At 49.5% G+C, this 15,140-nt stretch carries 9 protein-coding genes; 2 read left to right on the forward strand and 7 right to left on the reverse strand.

Features of this window, described 5'->3' with window-relative positions:
• Positions 1–73 precede the first annotated feature (73 nt).
• Both ald and ACZ07B_RS12450 read left to right on the forward strand, forming a co-directional pair.
• A complete protein-coding gene (ald, locus tag ACZ07B_RS12445; protein ID WP_032726798.1) occupies positions 74–1,210 on the forward strand; it encodes an alanine dehydrogenase in 1,137 nt (378 codons plus the stop codon).
• 111 nt (positions 1,211–1,321) lie between these two features.
• Complete coding sequence (locus ACZ07B_RS12450; protein ID WP_003228755.1) at positions 1,322–1,999, forward strand: YukJ family protein; 678 nt, start codon at positions 1,322–1,324, stop codon at positions 1,997–1,999.
• 43 nt (positions 2,000–2,042) lie between these two features.
• Here ACZ07B_RS12450 and ACZ07B_RS12455 read toward each other — a convergent pair whose 3' ends face one another.
• The 7 genes from ACZ07B_RS12455 to besA all read right to left on the reverse strand — a co-directional run bounded on the left by ACZ07B_RS12455 (position 2,043) and on the right by besA (position 15,108).
• Complete coding sequence (locus ACZ07B_RS12455; protein WP_003228753.1) at positions 2,043–2,252, reverse strand: MbtH family protein; 210 nt, start codon at positions 2,250–2,252, stop codon at positions 2,043–2,045.
• 15 nt (positions 2,253–2,267) lie between these two features.
• Complete coding sequence (gene dhbF / locus ACZ07B_RS12460; protein ID WP_464877243.1) at positions 2,268–9,404, reverse strand: non-ribosomal peptide synthetase DhbF; 7,137 nt, start codon at positions 9,402–9,404, stop codon at positions 2,268–2,270.
• Between the two features lie 19 nt (positions 9,405–9,423).
• Positions 9,424–10,362, reverse strand: a complete 939-nt coding sequence (locus ACZ07B_RS12465) for an isochorismatase (protein ID WP_464877244.1) — start codon at positions 10,360–10,362, stop codon at positions 9,424–9,426.
• Between the two features lie 27 nt (positions 10,363–10,389).
• The gene (locus tag ACZ07B_RS12470) at positions 10,390–12,009 is read right to left on the reverse strand and encodes a (2,3-dihydroxybenzoyl)adenylate synthase (RefSeq protein WP_464877245.1); all 1,620 of its coding nucleotides are present in this window, start codon (positions 12,007–12,009) and stop codon (positions 10,390–10,392) included.
• A 28-nt stretch (positions 12,010–12,037) separates the two neighbouring features.
• A complete protein-coding gene (gene dhbC, locus ACZ07B_RS12475; protein WP_464877246.1) occupies positions 12,038–13,234 on the reverse strand; it encodes an isochorismate synthase DhbC in 1,197 nt (398 codons plus the stop codon).
• Positions 13,235–13,259: 25 nt separating this feature from the next.
• Positions 13,260–14,045: a 2,3-dihydro-2,3-dihydroxybenzoate dehydrogenase gene (locus tag ACZ07B_RS12480; protein WP_014480725.1), complete on the reverse strand. Its 786-nt coding sequence runs from the start codon at positions 14,043–14,045 to the stop codon at positions 13,260–13,262.
• 193 nt (positions 14,046–14,238) lie between these two features.
• On the reverse strand, positions 14,239–15,108 hold the full coding sequence (gene besA, locus ACZ07B_RS12485; RefSeq protein WP_350415561.1) for a ferri-bacillibactin esterase BesA: 870 nt from the start codon (positions 15,106–15,108) through the stop codon (positions 14,239–14,241).
• Between the last annotated feature and the right edge of the window lie 32 nt (positions 15,109–15,140).

Genomic DNA, 15,140 nt, shown 5'->3' on the forward strand with positions numbered 1-15,140 from the left:
CTTAATCAAACAAAGAATTTTCCAAAATATCAAGCTACACTAAAAATATCACAGGATACAGGAGGAGACAGATATGATCATAGGGGTTCCTAAAGAGATAAAAAACAATGAAAACCGTGTCGCATTAACACCCGGGGGCGTTTCTCAGCTCATTTCAAACGGCCACCGGGTGCTGGTTGAAACAGGCGCGGGCCTTGGAAGCGGATTTGAAAATGAAGCCTATGAGTCAGCAGGAGCGGAAATCATTGCTGATCCGAAACAGGTCTGGGACGCCGAAATGGTCATGAAGGTAAAAGAACCGCTGCCGGAAGAATATGTTTATTTCCGCAAAGGACTTGTGCTGTTTACGTACCTTCATTTAGCAGCTGAGCCTGAGCTTGCACAGGCCTTGAAGGATAAAGGAGTAACTGCCATCGCATATGAAACGGTCAGTGAAGGCCGGACATTGCCTCTTCTGACGCCAATGTCAGAGGTTGCGGGCAGAATGGCGGCGCAAATCGGCGCTCAATTCTTAGAAAAGCCTAAAGGCGGAAAAGGCATTCTGCTTGCCGGGGTGCCTGGCGTTTCCCGCGGAAAAGTAACAATTATCGGAGGAGGCGTTGTCGGCACAAACGCGGCCAAAATGGCTGTCGGACTCGGTGCAGATGTGACGATCATTGACTTAAACGCAGACCGCTTGCGCCAGCTTGATGACATCTTCGGCCATCAGATTAAAACGTTAATTTCTAATCCGGTCAATATTGCTGATGCTGTGGCGGAAGCGGATCTCCTCATTTGCGCGGTATTAATTCCGGGTGCTAAAGCTCCGACTCTTGTCACTGAGGAAATGGTAAAACAAATGAAACCCGGTTCAGTCATTGTTGATGTAGCGATCGACCAAGGCGGCATCGTCGAAACTGTCGACCATATCACAACACATGATCAGCCAACATATGAAAAACACGGGGTTGTGCATTATGCTGTAGCGAACATGCCAGGCGCAGTCCCTCGTACATCAACAATCGCCCTGACTAACGTTACTGTTCCATACGCGCTGCAAATCGCGAACAAAGGGGCAGTGAAAGCGCTCACAGACAATGCGGCACTGAGAGCGGGTTTAAACACCGCTAACGGACACGTGACCTATGAAGCTGTAGCAAGAGATCTAGGCTATGAGTATATTCCTGCCGAGAAAGCTTTACAGGATGAATCATCTGTGGCGGGTGCTTAATTCACATTGAGCTTGCAGAAAGATTTCTGCAGGCTTTTTTATTTTTTAAAAGGAAAAAAGAGACCATTTCACGAATTATGACTATGAAGTTGATCATAAAGGAGGATTCATATGGCTGTTCAGCAATATGGCGTGTTAAAAGGCATAGTCTTAGACATGAAGCGGGAAACAGATGATGACAGTCCTCATTTCCAAGTCAAAATGCTCGGTGAAGAGAATACGTATTACAGGTGCGCCATCAATGTGATGTCCAGTTCTGAGGAATCTGAAGTATTGTATTTGGCTGACGATCAGTTTGATTCGGGCTCAATTACCATCCTTCCGAACATGCCGTATGGATATACAAGGATCAATGAAGCAAACCGTGAAGTGGCACTGGATTATGTGCGGGGCAATTTGTTTGACCCGCGGGAAATGAAGCCTTTGCCTCATGAAATCACAGGACCTGATAATGATTTAAATGATTTTATTGAAACCTATATGAAGAAAGCACAAGATGAGAAAGCGCCGGTTTATATATTCGGTTCAAAATTCGGCCCTGAACAGGCTGCAGATAAAATATTCGGCTTTACCCCGACTAACGGAATGCACAATATCCATATGAATCAAGGGAATGCAATGGATACGCGCTGGAAAAAAGACAACGGCTCTTGGCATGACGGGGGTATTCTGATTCAGTTTGCAGATCAGTGGGCCGCTGTGTTTTTAGCGTTTTTATCCCAATCTTGGTGTACCGATGAAAACGGAAACCCGGTCAGAGATTGTGATCATACCCAAACGTCTGCGTAAGATAGAAAAAGAGACTGCGGCGAGCAGTCTCTTTTTGATACGATTACACATTTTCAACAGTCTTTAGGCTGTTTGGCCTCATATCGCTCCAATGCGATTGGATATAGTCCAAACAAGCTTCACGCCCTTTTTGCTCATGAACGACTGTCCAGCCGCTCGGCACATCTATAAAACCGGGCCATAGGGAATATTGGCCTTCTTCATTGATCAGCACCAAATACGTGCCATCCGCATTTTCAAAAGGATTTGCCATTCTATTTCTCCTCCCTTATTTATTCAACTCTTCCAGTTTGACAGCGAGAACCTTGCCGATTTGAGCCAGAGGTTCCGGCTGACATAAATCTTTATGACGGCAGTCGATGTCAATTTGTTCAATCTGTCCGTTAATATAAGGCTTCCACGAATCAGGTTCAATCGGATCAAACCATTCAGGAATGATTGTTGATCTGAAAAACAAAACATTTCCACGGAAGGTTTTCGGCTTATAGGAGCCTAAAATGCCGACAGAATTGACATACGTATTCTTCAAATTTAAAATGACCGTTTCATCCAGGCTCGCAAGCGCACTGCCGTCACGGCGAAGAATCTCAATCGCCGCTTCAAAATCTAGCGGTTTGTCCCCTAAGCTGTCTGGATCGTACCCGCCTAACGCCAGAAGGGCAATAAGCGCTTCCTCATCATCCGGTGCCTCTTTTATAGGAAGGAAGTGGTTCGGATAGGCGTCCAGCATCACCAACAGGGATACTTCTTCTCCTTGATTTTGCAGCTGGGTAGCCATCGCTTGAACGACATTCCCGCCCAGGGACCAGCCCAGCAGATGGTATGGGCCTTTTGGCTGGACCGTTCGGATTTGTTTAATGTAATCGGCAGCCATGTCATCAAGTGTTTTCGGAAGCTCCTCGCGCTGCCCGATTCCCCGTGCCTGCAAGCCGTAGATTGGATAATCTGTTCCTATATTGGTCATCAAACCGGCATAACACCAGCTGAGCCCCCCTGCCGGATGAACACAGAATAAAGGAGGCTTGTCTCCACTTGTTCGGAGCGGCAGCAGAACGTCAAGAGCGCTTTGGCTTGATCCCATTTCAAGTCTTTCAGCGAGCCCGGCTACAGTAGGTGCTTCGAACAAGTTGCCGATGCTGAGTTCAACGCCGAGCGCTTCACGAATGCGGCTCATGAGCTGTACAGCAAGCAAGGAATGTCCGCCTAAATCAAAGAAACGGTCATCAATGCCGACACGCGGCAAGTGAAGCACCTCCATAAAGAGGTCACAGAGAATTTCTTCCTGCGGCGTTCTCGGTCCTCGTCCTGTCACTGCCGCTGCGAAATCCGGAGCGGGCAGTGCTTTACGATCAAGCTTTCCATTCGGTGTCAGCGGCAATTCTTTCATCGTCACAAAGGCAGCAGGCACCATGTAATCCGGCAGTCTCTCAGCAGCATATCTGCGCAGTTCCGCCGTATCAAATGTTTCTTCCGAAGGGATGACATAAGCTGCCAACCGTTTATCTCCCGGCTGATCCTCACGAACGATCACTGCCGCATCTTCAAGCTGCGGATGCTGAACAAGCGCTGCTTCAATTTCTCCCAATTCAATCCGGAATCCCCGAATTTTCACTTGATGATCTGCACGGCCGACATAGTCGAGAGAACCGTCAGCGCGGAGGCGGGCCACATCCCCAGTGCGGTACATCCGGGTGCCTGGAGGACCGAACGGATCAGCTATGAAGCGTTCAGATGTTAAACCAGGCCGGCCTAGATAACCTCGTGCTAACCCCGCTCCTGATACATACAGCTCTCCGGCAACACCCGGCGGAACCGGCTGCAGGCGTTCATCCAGCACGTATACACCAAGATCGGGAATGCCGCAGCCGATCAAGCTGTTTGCCCGTAAAGCTGCCATGCTTCGGTCTAATTCGATATAGCTCACATGCACCGTCGTTTCTGTAATACCATACATATTGATAAGCTGCGGTCTATTTTCAGGGTGGCGGTTGTACCAATCCTCTAAACGGCTGAGTTCAAGCGCTTCTCCGCCAAAAATGACATAGCGCAGACTGAGTGCCTGTCCGAGATCCGGCTGTTCCCGTTCCGCCTGCATAAACTGATAGAAAGCAGACGGTGTCTGGTTCAGAACAGTCACCCCCTCTTTGACAAGCAGGCGCAAAAACGCTTCTGGCGATCTGCTGACGTGGTGAGGTACGATCACAAGACGTCCGCCATGCAGCAGAGGACCCCAGATCTCCCACACCGAAAAATCAAACGCATAGGAATGGAACATGGTCCAGATATCGTCTGAGCTGAAACGGAACCAGTGCTCAGTCGCTGCAAATAAACGTGTTACATTTTGGTGAGGAATCATCACACCTTTTGGAACACCTGTTGAGCCGGATGTATAAATGACATACGCCGTATTCAAAGGCGAAAGCGGCTGAGTCCTGTCCTTATTTTTTGGATTCTCTGCAGGGTACGTGTTTAGTTTCTCTGCCAGCTCGGGATCATCCAGCACGATTTTCGGCACGTTTTCAACTTGCGGAATGTGATCTGCAGCTTTAGTGTTCGTCATGATAAACGCAGGCTGGGCATCTTTTAGCATAAAAGCAATTCGATCAGCCGGATAATCCGGATCAAGAGGGAGATAAGCTGCCCCGGCCTTTAGCACCGCCAATAGGCCGACAGCCATTTCCAACGATCGGGGCAGTGCCAATGCCACAAATTGCTCCGGCCCGACACCTTCACTAATCAGCATTCGGGCAAGCCGATTTGCTCTTTCATTCAGCTCTGCATAGCTCAGTGCCTGATCTTCATATACAACGGCAATAGCATCAGGACGTAAAGCAGCCTGCTTCTCAAACTGCTCTGGCAAACTTGCGTGCGGAATCTTTTCAGATTCACTTTGCCAATCTGTCACCATGCTGCTGCGTTCCTCTGGCGCAAGAATATCCAGATTTCCGATTTGCTCGTCAGGATCAGACTCGGCAGCCTCCAACAGCCGCATCAAACGGTCAGCAAGAGCCTGAGCAGTTTCCCGCTTGAAAAGATCAGTGCTGTATTCAAGCAGTCCTTCCATTCCGTTTGGTGTCCCGTCAGCAAGGCGATCTTCACTGATTTCCAGCGTCAAATCAAACTTGGCAGAACCGACACTGTTGATTCGCAGGCTGCTCTCCATATCAGGAAGATGCAGTTCAGCGTCCGGTGTGTTTTGGAACGCAAGCATGATTTGGAATAAAGGATGCGTCGCACGCGAACGAGCCGGATTGAGCACCTCTACAAGTCTCTCAAACGGTAGATCCTGATTGTCATAGGCGGCCAGATTCACTTCCCGTACTCTGTCTAGAAGCTCACGAAAGCTTGGGTCACCGGACGTATCAGTTCTGAGCACCAATGTATTAATGAACAGCCCTACAAGATCGCCCAGCGCATCATCATTCCGTCCCGCGATCGGACTGCCGATCGGAATGTCGGTGCCCGCCCCGAGCCTTGTCAATAAAGCGGCGAGACCGGATTGAAGCACCATAAACATGCTCACCCTATTTGCGCGAGCCAGCTCCTGCAATCGCTTGTGAAGCTCGGGCTCAATACGAAAATGAATCGTATCTCCATCATGACTCGGCTCAGCCGGACGTGAATAATCGGTTGGCAGTTCAAGCTGATCAGGCAGGTTTTTCAAGGTTTCTTTCCAGAAAGCAAGCTGTCCGGCAATCAAGCTATTTGGATCATCCTCGTTTCCAAGCAGTTCTTGCTGCCAAAGCGCATAGTCTGCATACTGCACAGCAAGAGGCGTCCATTCTGGAGATCGTCCGTGGCAGCGAGCCGCATAAGCCGTCCCAAGGTCTCTGGTCAGCGGTGTTAAGGACCAGCCGTCCCCGACAATATGATGGACGAGAAGAAGCAGCACGTACTCGTCAGGACCGATCACAAAAAGCTCGGCACGAAAAGCAGGTTCAGCTGCTAGATCAAAGCTGTAGCGTACAGCTTCGGCAAGCCGATCAGAAAGCTCCTTCTTAGCAATTTCAGTAACATGTAACTCAGGATGGGCTTGATCGGCATCTAAAATATGCTGATAGGATGTCCCCTGTGATTCAGGGAAGATCGTCCGAAGGCTTTCATGACGGCAGACGAGGTCATAAAGTGCCGCTTTCAGCAATCCTTGATCCAACTCACCTGACAAACGGACAGCAACCGGAATATTATAAGTAGGACTCGGTCCTTCCAGACAATGCAGGAACCATAGCCGGCGCTGGGCAAATGATAGCGGGATCTTTTCAGGCCGCTCAGCTCTCTGCAAAGCGGGACGTGCACTCTGCGCCAAATCAAGATGGGCAGCGAGTCCGGCTACTGTCGGTTCGTCAAAGAGCTTGGCGATACCAAGTTCGGCTCCCATTACCTCGCGAATGCGGCTCATCAAACGGGCTGCAAGAAGAGAATGGCCCCCAAGCTCGAAGAAACTGTCATCGATACCGACGCGTGCCAAACCGAGAACCTCTGCAAACAAGTCACACAATATCTCTTCCTGAGGAGTCCGCGGGGCCCGATCACTGACAGATGTGCTGAAGTCTGGTGCCGGCAGTGCTTTCCGGTCAAGCTTGCCATTAGGTGTTAATGGCAGCTCGTCCATCTCCACAAACGCCGCCGGTACCATATAATCAGGAAGACTGGCCCCCATATAACGACGAAGCTCTGCAGTATCAATAGCAGCATCAGCGACTACATAAGCCGCCAATCGTTTGTCTCCCGGCTGATCTTCCCGTACGACAACCGCGGCCTGTTCAATGTGCGGGTGATTGGCAAGCACGGCATCAATTTCTCCAAGTTCAATTCGGAATCCGCGAATTTTGATTTGATGATCCGCCCGCCCGATATAATCCAAAGACCCATCGGCACGCCAGCGGGCCTGGTCTCCGGTCCGATACATCCTAGTTCCCGGCGGTCCGTATGGATCTGCAACGAAGCGCTCCGCCGTTAAATCAGGGCGATGGAAATAACCTCTGGCCAAGCCGGTGCCTGCAATATAAAGCTCTCCGACAACGCCCGGCGGCACCGGCTGCAATCCATTATCAAGCACATACACCTGCGTGTTCCAAATCGGTTTCCCAATCGGAGGAACGCCCTGCAACCCTTCTTCAAGAAAAGCTGCGGCAGACCAAATCGTTGTTTCAGTGGGACCGTATAAGTTCGTGACTGAACAATGAAGGTCTTGAAGCGCCTGCAAAAGACCGCTCGGCAGCGCCTCGCCTCCTACAAGCACTCTAAGCCCCCGAAGTTTCTCAGGTTCACTCGTTACCAAAGCGTGCCACAGTGTCGGTGTCGCCTGCATGATGTTAATATCGAAATTTTCAATCATTTGAGCTAATGCCTGCGGCTCACGGATCGTTTCTTTCTTTGCGATCACAATTTGCGCTCCGCTAATCAGCGGAAGATATAACTCCAATGCTGAAATATCAAAAGCGACAGTCGTCACAGCCAACAGCCTGTCTTCTTCTCCTAGAGAAAATGCCTCCTGCATGGACAGCAGAAAATTGCTTAAGCTTTTCTGTGTCACAACAACTCCCTTCGGTCTTCCTGTTGATCCTGAGGTATAGATGATATACGCAGGATGGTCAAGAGAAACCGATACATCCGGATTTTCCGGCGAATAGCGTTTTATAATCTCCTGTGTAACAGCCTGATCAAGCACAAGCTCCGGTACAGCCAGGTTATCAGGCAGACTGGCTGCTATTTCCTCAGTCGTTATGATGCATGAAGGTTTCGCATCCTCCAGCATGTAAGAAATGCGGTCGGCTGGAAACTCCGGATCAAGGGGGAGATACGCCGCACCAGTCTTGAGCACACCAAGCATTGAGGCCACCATCTCAGGGGAACGCGGCAGCGCCAAAGCGACAAATTGCTCCGGACCAATCCCTTTTTCGATCAACAGACGCGCGAGGCGGTTTGCCTCTTCATTGAGCTTTCGATAGTTGACTTGAATGTCATCACACATGAGAGCGATACGTTCTGGCGTAAGAACTGCCTGCTTTTCGAACATGTCCTGAAGGCTGACCAGCTTCTCGGATTTTGCCGTCTCATTCCATTTAGAAATGACTTTTTCTTTCTCCTCTGGCAACAGAAGCTCCATTTGCCCAATCAGCATGTCCTCTCCGGCAGAAGCCGTTTGCAGCAGCTGCAGGATACACTGCTGATGAAGCTTAATATCAGACTCATTGTATACCTCGGGATTCGCATCAACATCAATTCGCAGCCCGCTGCCGTCTGTTCTGTCATATACATTGATTGATAGATCATCAACAGGACCGGCTGAAAGATTATGCGTTGTGCCCCGGGCGCCGGCAAAGTCGAGTCCGTAATCAAACGGCATAAGATTGATTTGAGGGCCAAATAATCTATGATTTTCTCCTATCAATTTCAGATCGCGCCGAAGCTCTTCATGGCGATACTTATGATGTCGCCGAATACTGCGGATTTCCCGGGAAATTTGCTGAATCAGTTCAGAAAAGCTCATCGAAGAGCTTACCGTCAGCCGGAGCGGGAGAAGGTTCATCACCATAGCCGGTACATTCAGTGACGCGGACCCTATCCGACCCATCATGGGCAGGCCGAGCACAACATCCTCAGAGCCGGTCATACGGTGCACATAAACAGCTGACACCGCAATCATGACTTCATGCCAGCTTCCTGAGAAATAGCGCGCCGCTTCTTTTAACGCGTTTACATCAGACGGAGGCAGATATGCCGTATGACGAAGAAAACTGTTAGATGTTCTTGGCGCCCGATCAGCCAAGCTCACAACTTCAGGTGCATCTGCAAAACGGTCCAGCCAGAATTGACGATCCTTCTCATACTGCTCTGATCCGCGATAATCTGTATCCTCCTCCAAAATGGCCTGGAGAGACCCAAAGGAACGGCTTTTAGCTGTTTGTCCTTTTATAAGCGCAGTATATGTACTTGCCACACGCTGGGCTATCAGGGAAAAACCGAAGCCGTCGATCGCTATATGGTGAATGCGCTGATACCAAAAGAAACGATCAGGCCCGGCAATAAACAGAGCTTCATTGAACAAAGGGTCATACCCTAAATCAACCGGCTTTGCTAAATCAGCTTTCATCCAGTTTAATGCTGTTTTTTCCGGATCAGGCTCAGAGCTGACGTCAATGACGTGCAGCTGTACATCCGGAGACGGGTTTATCATCTGCCAAGGTCCGTCCATATTTTCACCGAAGCGGACATGCAGCGATTCCGCTTCCTTGATCACGTGCCGCAAAGCTTCTTCAAAAAGAGCAATATTGATTGGTCCATTGATTTCTATATATTCCGCTGTATTGTAGATTGGATTGTCCGGATCAAGCTGCTGAGCAAACCATATGCCAGTTTGCGCCCCGGTCAAAGAATATTGAAGATCTTTTGTATCAGGCATCCGTTTGTTTACCCTCCTTTTATAAATAATCCGCGTTTGGCAGCACTTGCTGGCTGCGGGTTGTGAGCAATTTCTGCCATTCTTCGATCGTTGGGCGTTCAGCCAATTCCACGAAAGTCACCTCTGCCCCTTCACGGCGCCATTGTTCCACCAATGTCATGATCCTTACCGAATCAAGACCACGATCGAGCAAATCCTCTTGATCTGTGATGTCTTCCGATGTTTCTTGTAGAAGCTCAGCAATTTGTTTACGGATATTCTCACATGTAAACACGTTCTTTTTGCCAGTGTTTGCTGACGTTTTTTGAACGTCTGTCGGCGCATTCTGCAGCTGATCAAGAAGACTGTCAGTCATCACGGTAAACGCACAGCGTCCAGCCGCATAGTCCAGCGCCATTTGATGTTTTTCTAATGAAAAATCAGCAACTGCATCTCCCACAAAAAAGGCTTTAATATCCTCCATAAATGCTTCGCATGCTGTAACAAGACAGCCGATATGGGCGTAAATTCCTGTAATGATCAGCTGATCGCGTCCCTCTTTGCGCATCATTTCAAGCAGATTCGTTCTCTTAAACGCGCTGTATCTCCATTTTGTCAGCACAAGATCATCATCCTCCGGTGCCAGCTCGGTTATAATTTTCTCCTCATAAGGACCGCTGTTTAATCCCGGGCCCCAAAAGTCTGTCAGCAGCGCACGGTCATCCGGATTTTGGCTTCCCGGCTGTGCGGTATAGACAACAGGAATCCCAAGCTGAACACATTGATTCTTCAGCTTTCGTATATTCGCTGAAAGCTCTATTACCGGAGATGCTTCCGCTGTGAAAGCATCGACAAAATAGTTTTGCATATCGTGTATTAATAGGACCGCCCGATTTGGATCAGGCACCCATGAGACTTTGTTTTGCGGCATATCAGATGCTGTCGGCATTTGATACGGCTGAATGGCAGGTATAGCCATATGAACACTTCCTCTCAAATTGTTGATTTATTTTTTTGACCCTGCAAGAAGTTTCTCGGAAATAGCTTCACGAAGAGCCTTTTTGCTTACCTTTCCTACCCCTGTCTGCGGAAAGGATTCGACAAATTCAACTCGATCAGGGATTTTATATGCCGCCAGTCCGCGCTCTCTCAAAAATGCTTTAAGCTCTGCGGCTTTTGGGGCTTCATCCCGGGGAATAATGAACACACAAGATCTTTCGCCAAGAAATTGATCAGGCATGGAGACCATTGCTGCATCATGGACAGCCGGATGCGCCAGCAGATGATTTTCTACCTCTTCAGCCGCAACCTTTTCTCCTCCACGGTTAATTTGATCCTTCGCCCGGCCTTCAACGACAATATAGCCGTCTCGTGTCAGCCTGACGATATCACCCGTACGGTAAAAACCGTCCTCAGTAAATGAAGCGGCGTTATGCTCTTCTGCCTTATAGTAACCGCGAATTGTATACGGTCCCCGCGTCAGCAGATGGCCTGTTTCACCAGGTTTTACGTCGCGATCATGGTCATCCCAAACACGCACTTCATCATATGGGGACATCGGTTTTCCTTGGGTGTTGACAATGATCTCCTCAGGATCATCCAATCTCGTATAATTGACGAGACCCTCTGCCATTCCGAACACCTGCTGCAGCGTGCAGCCGAAAACAGCTTTTACCCTGCGCGCGGCTTCAGCACTAAACTTGGCACCGCCGACCTGCAGCACTTGGAGGCTGGATAAATCATCACGGCGTGAGGATGCCGCATCCATCCATACCATCGCAAGAGGTGGAACAAGAGCAGTTATCGTGACCTTTTCCCGTTCAATCAAAGGAAATGCGTCATCTGGACTTGGAGAAGGAGATAATACCACTCTTCCTCCAGCGTATAATACGCCGAGAACGCCAGGTGAGCTCAGCGGATAATTGTGTGCCACCGGCAGCGCGGCCAAGTACACCGTGCTGTGGTCGAGCCAGCAGACCTCCACACTCCGCTTCAGGCTGTATATGTAGTCATCGTGGGTCCTCGGAATCAGTTTCGATAGCCCGGTGCTCCCGCCAGAAAGCTGGAGGAACGCCACATCCGAAGATTTGACTTCAGGCAGTTTTACAGGTTCTCCATGCAAATCCTCCAGCGGTAAAAATTCCTCTGCCTCACCTGCGACAATGATGTTTTTCAAAGTCGGCAGCTTGCTTTGAACCTGTCTGGCAAGCGAACGGTAGTCAAAACCGGAATAAGCGTCGGGAATGATATATGCAGCCGCTTCAGCAAACTCGCAAAAATATGTAATTTCACTGCTTCGATGAGAAGGCAGTGCAAAGACTGGAAGCGCCCCCAGACGGAAAAGCGCGAAAATGACTTCAAAAAACTCTTTGATATTTGGCAACTGCACCACAACACGATCCATCTGTTGAATGCCGAGCTTTTGAAATCCGGCAGCCAGGCGATCAGCCCTTGTGTCAAGCTCTCGATAGCTCCAATGGGTGTTTCCGCATGTAATGGCAATGCGATCACCATATTTGGCTGCCCGGTCCCTTAACAAATCTCCAAACGTCTCACCAGCCCAGCAGCCGTTCTTTCGATAGGTCTCAGCTAACTCATCAGGCCAAGGCGTAAATCCTTTCAGCATGTTGTATCCCTCCAGCAATTCATTCTGTTCATATGTGATCCACGCCCATTGCCCGCAGCATTGTCCGAAACTTTGCGGACGTCTCCTGAAGCTCGTCCTCAGGCTTTGAACCGGCCACAACACCAGCTCCAGCATACAGGCGGAGTGAGCGTTCTTCTGCTTCTGCACAACGGATGGTCACGATCCATTCTCCGTCACCGGCATCGTCACACCATCCGACCATGCCGGTAAAGAAACCGCGGTCAAATGGTTCAATGCTGAGAATCGCTTCTCTTGCAAGATCAGTCGGTGTTCCGCAGACTGCTGGCGTCGGGTGGAGCGCCGCCGCCAATTCAAGTGCGGTTACAGACGGATCGGAAAGCTCTCCCTTAATCACGCTGGACAGGTGCCACATCGTTTCCGTTTTGATCAGTGAAGGCTTCTCCGGAACCTCCAGCGTCCGGCAGAAAGGTCTCAGCGCTGCCGCAACCGCGTCAGCGACAACCGCGTGCTCATGAAGATCCTTTGCGGAAGAAAGCAATTCAGCTGCCCGGCGCTGGTCTTCAACAGGATCATTACTGCGCGGCCTTGAGCCGGCTAATGGGTTGGAAACGACCTGTGTTCCCATCCTTGAAACGAGAAGCTCCGGACTTGCTCCGAGCAATGTTCGGTGGGGAGACGTTTCCTCCTGACTGGACACGTCTGCGGCAAACGTGTAGCCATGCGTGTTATGCTGAGCCAGATGGCGAAGCAATTCATCCGTCTGAATCGGTTCAGGCGATGTCAAATGCAGCGATCTGGACAGGACGATTTTGCTGAGTGTTCCATCGGCAATGCGCGCCAGCCCTTGTTCAACACCATTTTTATAATCCTCAGGTTCAGGAACAGGCTTTATGTGGTATGTATGCCCAGCCTGCTGTTCCTTTTCCTCATGATCAAATTGAAGCGGTCCTGACCAGCGCACTTCTTCAGGTACAACGAGCCGCGCTGCTTTTACTTGATCAAAAGGAACGGCCCCGACAACAAGCGGCCGGCTTTGCCCTGATTGTTTTGCCTGACGCAGCGTCTCTGCAATTCGGCCAGAAAGGGTTTCCATTTGGTTTTGCCCGTCTGCCTCCGGTACGATTTCACATATACCTTTCGCTAACAGTACACGATGAGGAGACGCTAAGAAAAAGGCGCCCGGCTGATATTCATGAAGCAAATGCTCCGCTTTTGTTTCTGTTATAACGTTTTGATCCAACATTCTCATGAACCTCCTTTAAATTCAGTTACACGCCTAAGGTCGCGCCGCCATCTACGCATAAATTATGCATCGTAATATGCCCTGCCTGGCCAGAAACCAAAAAGAGCACCGCATCGGCAATATCCGAAGGCTTGGCTAGTTTTTTGAGCGGGATCCCTGTTTTAAATGTCTCAAGTGATCCTTTTATGACTTGCTCCGCTCCATTCTCGTCGGCCCATAATGACCACTGCATGTCAGTTTCCGTTGATCCGGGAGATACAATGTTGCAGCGAATATTGTATTCTGCAAGCTCAAGGCCAAGGCATTTCGTAAACATCACAGCCGCAGCCTTTGAAGACGCATATGCCGCCATAGATGTTCTTGGTACACCGGCAGCATTCGATCCGACTGTTACAATCGAACCTGATCTTCGGTCCATCATATATTTGCTGACTGAACGCGAGGCGTTAAATACGCCAGTCGAATTCACTGAGAACGTCGCCTCCCATTCCTCATCGCTAAGCGAATGGATCAGTCCCGGGCGAAGGACACCCGCTACATTCACTAAAATATCAATCGGCCCCATTTCACGTTCGATGCGCGCCGTGATCTCGTCAATCGCCGCGCTGTCTCTCACATCCGCAGGAAAAGCTTCTGCATGGCGGCCTTCTGCTTTGAGGCTGCTCACAACCTTTTCCAGCTTTTCAGGATTATAATCAACTGCCGCAATATGTGCGCCTTGACTGGCAAGCGTCCGCGCAACAGCTTCGCCTATTCCTTGGGCAGCCCCTGTTATAAAAGCAATTTTTCCCTCTATACTCTTTGCATTCATATCATCAATTCCTTTCTTCGCTCTAAATGCCAAACAGACATCCAGCGAAAAAGACTGCTGCGCCTTGAAAAACGCAGTATATTGATAATGATTATCATTATCAATTATAAAAATAATCATATCCAAATGTCATGTGACAGTCAAATATAATTTCAGTGACAAATATTTTTTTAAAGGCAAGGCTGAGTATGTCTCAGCCCATTGAAAGATGCGGTCCGTCAGGGTGAAGCGCAAAACGCAGCGCCCGGCTGACCAAAACAGGAAGAACTGAAATATGTCCTTCTCCTGAAAACTCGCAAAATTCTGCCCGTATGCCTTGTTCAGATAAAACGGCCAGCCGCTCATAAAGCTTCCTTGCATTATCATTCATCCGGCTTTTATGATGCTGCTCTAATTCTCCTGCGGCAAGCAGGATATTGATAGGCTGATTGTTTTTCTTGGTGAGAGAGACGAAATGGTCCGTTTTCTCGAGAATAAACGGTTTATTCCAATGAATGGACGGACTTCCTGCGATATACGTTTGAAACGCATCGGGCTTTGTTAGCAGCACCTGCAGCACGAAAAGCCCTCCGAGCGAATGGCCAAAGATTGTTTGTCTATTTTTATCAATCTGGTAATCTCGTTCTATCTCCGGTTTTAAATCCTCTTCAATAAATCTGAAAAAGCCCTCCGCTCCGCCATGCTCCGGCCATTCTCTGCCGTCGGGCCTTTCCGGCAGCTTCGATTGGGCTGTTGGCATTGTAAAATCCCGGTGGCGTGCTGAAGAGAACGGCTCCGCTGTCTCATAGCCAATGCCGACGATCACTGCAGGGATCACCCCGGTTTTTTCGGGTCGGCGTCCCTGTATTCGAACGGCTTCCGTCATCGTTCCGAAGACAGAATTGGCATCCAGCAGATAAATCACAGGATAACCAGCGGGTGGCGGCGGCGTACTAGGTTTCGAGATAAAAATGTGATAGGTACGGTTTTCATTGCGTGAAGACATCATACGCACTTCCGTACCAGGAATCGTAAATGCGTTTGATGTCCCGCCATTTGTCCGGTCTGTTGTTTGCTCTTTCATGCAGTACGACATTCCTCTCCTTAAACTAAACC

This window comes from Bacillus sp. 9.4 (genome assembly GCF_055486415.1).